The organism is Flavobacterium sp. FPG59 (genome assembly GCF_002150205.1).
Taxonomy (GTDB): Bacteria; Bacteroidota; Bacteroidia; order Flavobacteriales; family Flavobacteriaceae; genus Flavobacterium.
Map to the genome: position 1 here is coordinate 1 of NZ_MTCA01000281.1, position 3409 is coordinate 3409.

The following is a 3409-nucleotide window of genomic DNA, read 5'->3' on the forward strand; positions in this document are numbered from 1 at the left end:
CTTCTCAGTATTACTATAAACTTTTAATTACAAATTTTGGAAATGAAGTTGGAGAAGAATATTATTTTAAATATTCTCAAACTTTAAAAGCATCTGGAAAATATGATGAAGCTTATACTGTTTTACAAAAATATTATGCTTCCTTATCAGATAAAGATGTTTTAATCAAGTATCAAAAAGGCCTTCAAGTTCTTGAAAACGTTACTGCTATTGGGGATAGATACCAAATTAAAAATTTGAAAATAAATACACCCCATACGGAGTTTGGAGGCTTTATTACAGATAATTCTTTTGTATTTGCAGGTGTCAAATCTAAAATGGGTATGTTTGATAAACGTTTTAAATGGAATGGAGAATCATATCTTGATTTGATGGCAATTCCGTTACGCAATGTAAACGCAGTTGACTCAGTAGCCACTAGTTTTGACAATAAAATAAACACAGCTATGCATGAATCAAATGCTGTATTTACAAAAGATGGAAAAACCATGTTTTTCACCAGAAATAATTATAAAAAAGGCAGACGCGGAAAAAATAAAGATAAAGTTTCCAATTTACAGTTGTTTAGAGCTTCATGGCATAACGGAAAATGGACAAATATAATTTCGTTACCTTTTAACAATGACAATTATTCAACAGAACATCCAGCATTAAGCATGGATGAAAAAACATTGTATTTTGCTTCGGATATGCCAGGAACATTGGGTTCATTTGATATTTTTTCAGTAGAAATTTTCGGAGATACTTTTGGGGTACCTGTTAATCTAGGTACTACGATTAATACTGCTCGAAAAGAGCAATTTCCATTTGTTTCAAAAGACAATAAATTGTATTTTTCATCAAATGGACATGAAGGCTTCGGTGCATTAGACGTATTTGTTTCGAATTTACAAAATGGAGTTCCTACGCAAGCTGAAAATGTTGGGTTACCCATAAACTCGGGGTATGATGATTTTGCTTTTTTTATTAATTCAGATATAAAGGAAGGTTTTTTCTCTTCAAACCGCTTAGGAGGTAAAGGCAGTGATGATATTTATTCGTTCACAGAAGAGAAACCATTGATTATTGAAGATTGTAAGCAATATATAACGGGAATTATTACAGATATTGATACTAAATTACCATTAGATAATGTCTTGGTACAATTACTAAACGCTGATGGTGAAATAGTACAAAGTAGCACAACAACTAGCGAAGGTAAATTAAGTTTTGAAGTATTATGTAAATCCACCTATAAAATTACTGCAGAAAAAGAAAATTATACTTCAGCATTCAAAAAAATAGTAGTTAATGCTGAGCGCAAAAAGAATAATGATGCTTCCATGCAAATTAAATCAAATGAGGTAATTAAACGAGAGCAGCAACTTGTTTTAGAGGAAGAAGAGAGAAATAAGCTCACTGCTCTAGCTTTGCAACAAGAAAAAGAAAAAGTAGCTCAGGCTGAGAAAATTAAAAGCATAGCGATAAATGCAAAAAGAAATCAAGAATTAGCTGAAGCCAAAAAAATTGAAAAAGTTGCTACTATTTTAGCAAATGAAAAAGATGTTGTAAAAGACAAAGACCGCTTAATTATCAAGACCGATCCTATTTATTTTGATTATAATTTATGGTACATCAGAAAAGACTCTAAAACTATCTTGAATAAAGTTGTTGCTTTGATGAAAAAATATCCAGAAATGATCGTAGAAATAGGTTCCCACACGGATAATAGAGGAAATGAAAAATTTAATAAAGACTTATCTCAAAAAAGAGCACAGGCTACAAGAGATTACTTTTTAGATCAAGGAATTTTACCAAAACAAATTTTTGCAAAAGGATATGGTGAATCAGTTCAAATTATAAAATGTTTTCCTGAAGAGAGCTGTACCGAAGAAGAGCACGAGCTCAACAGAAGAAGTGAATTTGTGATTAAGAGTTTGTAAAAAAAGTATTCATATGAAAATGCCCCAAAAAGTGATATGCTATTTGGGGCATTTTTCATTAAATTTATTTGGTTAAAATTGAATTTTAAATAATAACGATTTTGTTTTTTATTGCATAAAGTACAAGGCCAATTCTAGTTTTAATTTCAAGTTTTTCAAATAGGACCTCTCTATAACCATCGATTGTTTTTGGACTTAGACACATTTCGTCTGCAATTTCCTTGTATGTTTTTTCTGTACAGGCTAGTTTTAAGAAAATCAGCTCTTTTTCTTTTAGAATGATTTTTTTACTGTCATTATCAATTCGATTAATCAAAATAGATGAAACTAACTCAGTAAAATAAAAGCCTTTTTCAATTACCGCAATGATTGCTTCTTGAAAAATTTTTGGGCTAGTATCTTTTAGTAAATATCCTTTTGCACCATTGGTAATCATTTTTATGATGGTTTCATCGTCATTGTTTACTGAGAGGGCTATAACATTCAAGTTGGGTTGGTTTTCCTTTATCCATTTAATGGTGCTTAATCCATCTAAGATGGGCATATTAACATCCAAAAGTACAAGATCAACATTGGTGTCAGGGTTTTCTTGAAGATGATTAATAAATTCTTTGCCATTCTCGAAGCTATTAACCACTTCAAAATCATCAAAACTATTTATTAAGAGTTTTAAAGATTGAGAAAAGAGTAGATGATCATCTACAATAATTATTTTATTGGTAGTCTTCATGATTTGTGGTTAAAGGATAAATTAACTTAATTGAGGTGCCATTATTATTGGAATGTATATCTACTGATGCTCCAATAAGTTGAGCTCTTAGTTTCATGTTGTTCAATCCAGAACCGGTAGATAATTCATTGGTATTGTATCCAATTCCGAAATCTGTTAAGGTTAATAGGAAATGATCTTTTGAAGTTTGAATTGTTATTTCAAAGGTTTCACTATGTGAATGTTTTAAACTATTGTGAATGGCTTCTTGAAAAATTCGGTAAATAAATAATTCATGTTCAAAATGTATTTGGGGTGAAATGCCATCCCAATTTAAAATACATTTGATTTTCTTTAATTTTTTAATTTTATCTAAGTCTAGCTGTATAGCTTCAATGAAATTGCATTGCAAGGTGTTTTCTTTATTAATTATTCGCGATAAAATTCTAATTTCATCCAGCGCGTTTGCAATGATATCTTTTAGATTATTAAGTTCTTTGGGTTTAACAATTTTATTTTCATCCTGCAGGAATAAGTTCAATTGCATTATGGCCACAGATAGTATTTGGCCAATATTATCATGAAGTTCTTTACTAATTTCGGACAAGGTTTGATCTTTGATTTCTATCCTTGTTTTTACTAGTTCAGATTGAAAGTAGTGCTTAGATTTCATTTGTTCAATCAAAAAAGAATTCTTTTTCTTTGAAAAATAAAAGAACAAAGTCAGTAGTATTACAATTAATGTAAAGAAAATTATACTAAGTGAAATAATTAATAG

General features: G+C 29.9%; 3 protein-coding genes. 1 reads left to right on the forward strand and 2 read right to left on the reverse strand.

What is annotated here, in order from left to right; translation table 11 throughout:
* The coding region (locus FPG59_RS14995; protein ID WP_140344689.1) for an OmpA family protein at positions 1-1922 on the forward strand (1922 nt) is incomplete at its 5' end.
* A gap of 85 nt (positions 1923-2007) precedes the next feature.
* Here FPG59_RS14995 and FPG59_RS15000 read toward each other — a convergent pair.
* Together FPG59_RS15000 and FPG59_RS15005 are read right to left on the reverse strand one after the other, a co-directional pair.
* Positions 2008-2652, reverse strand: a complete 645-nt coding sequence (locus tag FPG59_RS15000; protein WP_086455366.1) for a response regulator transcription factor — start codon at positions 2650-2652, stop codon at positions 2008-2010.
* Positions 2636-3409 (reverse strand): sensor histidine kinase (locus FPG59_RS15005; RefSeq protein ID WP_086455368.1); only part of this gene is annotated, 774 nt, incomplete at its 5' end. The genes FPG59_RS15005 and FPG59_RS15000, both read right to left, overlap by 17 nt.

Coding starts and splice junctions, on each gene's coding strand:
- FPG59_RS15000 (WP_086455366.1), bottom strand. CDS start 2,652: ATGAAGACTACCAATAAAATAATTATTGTAGATGATCATCTACTCTTT.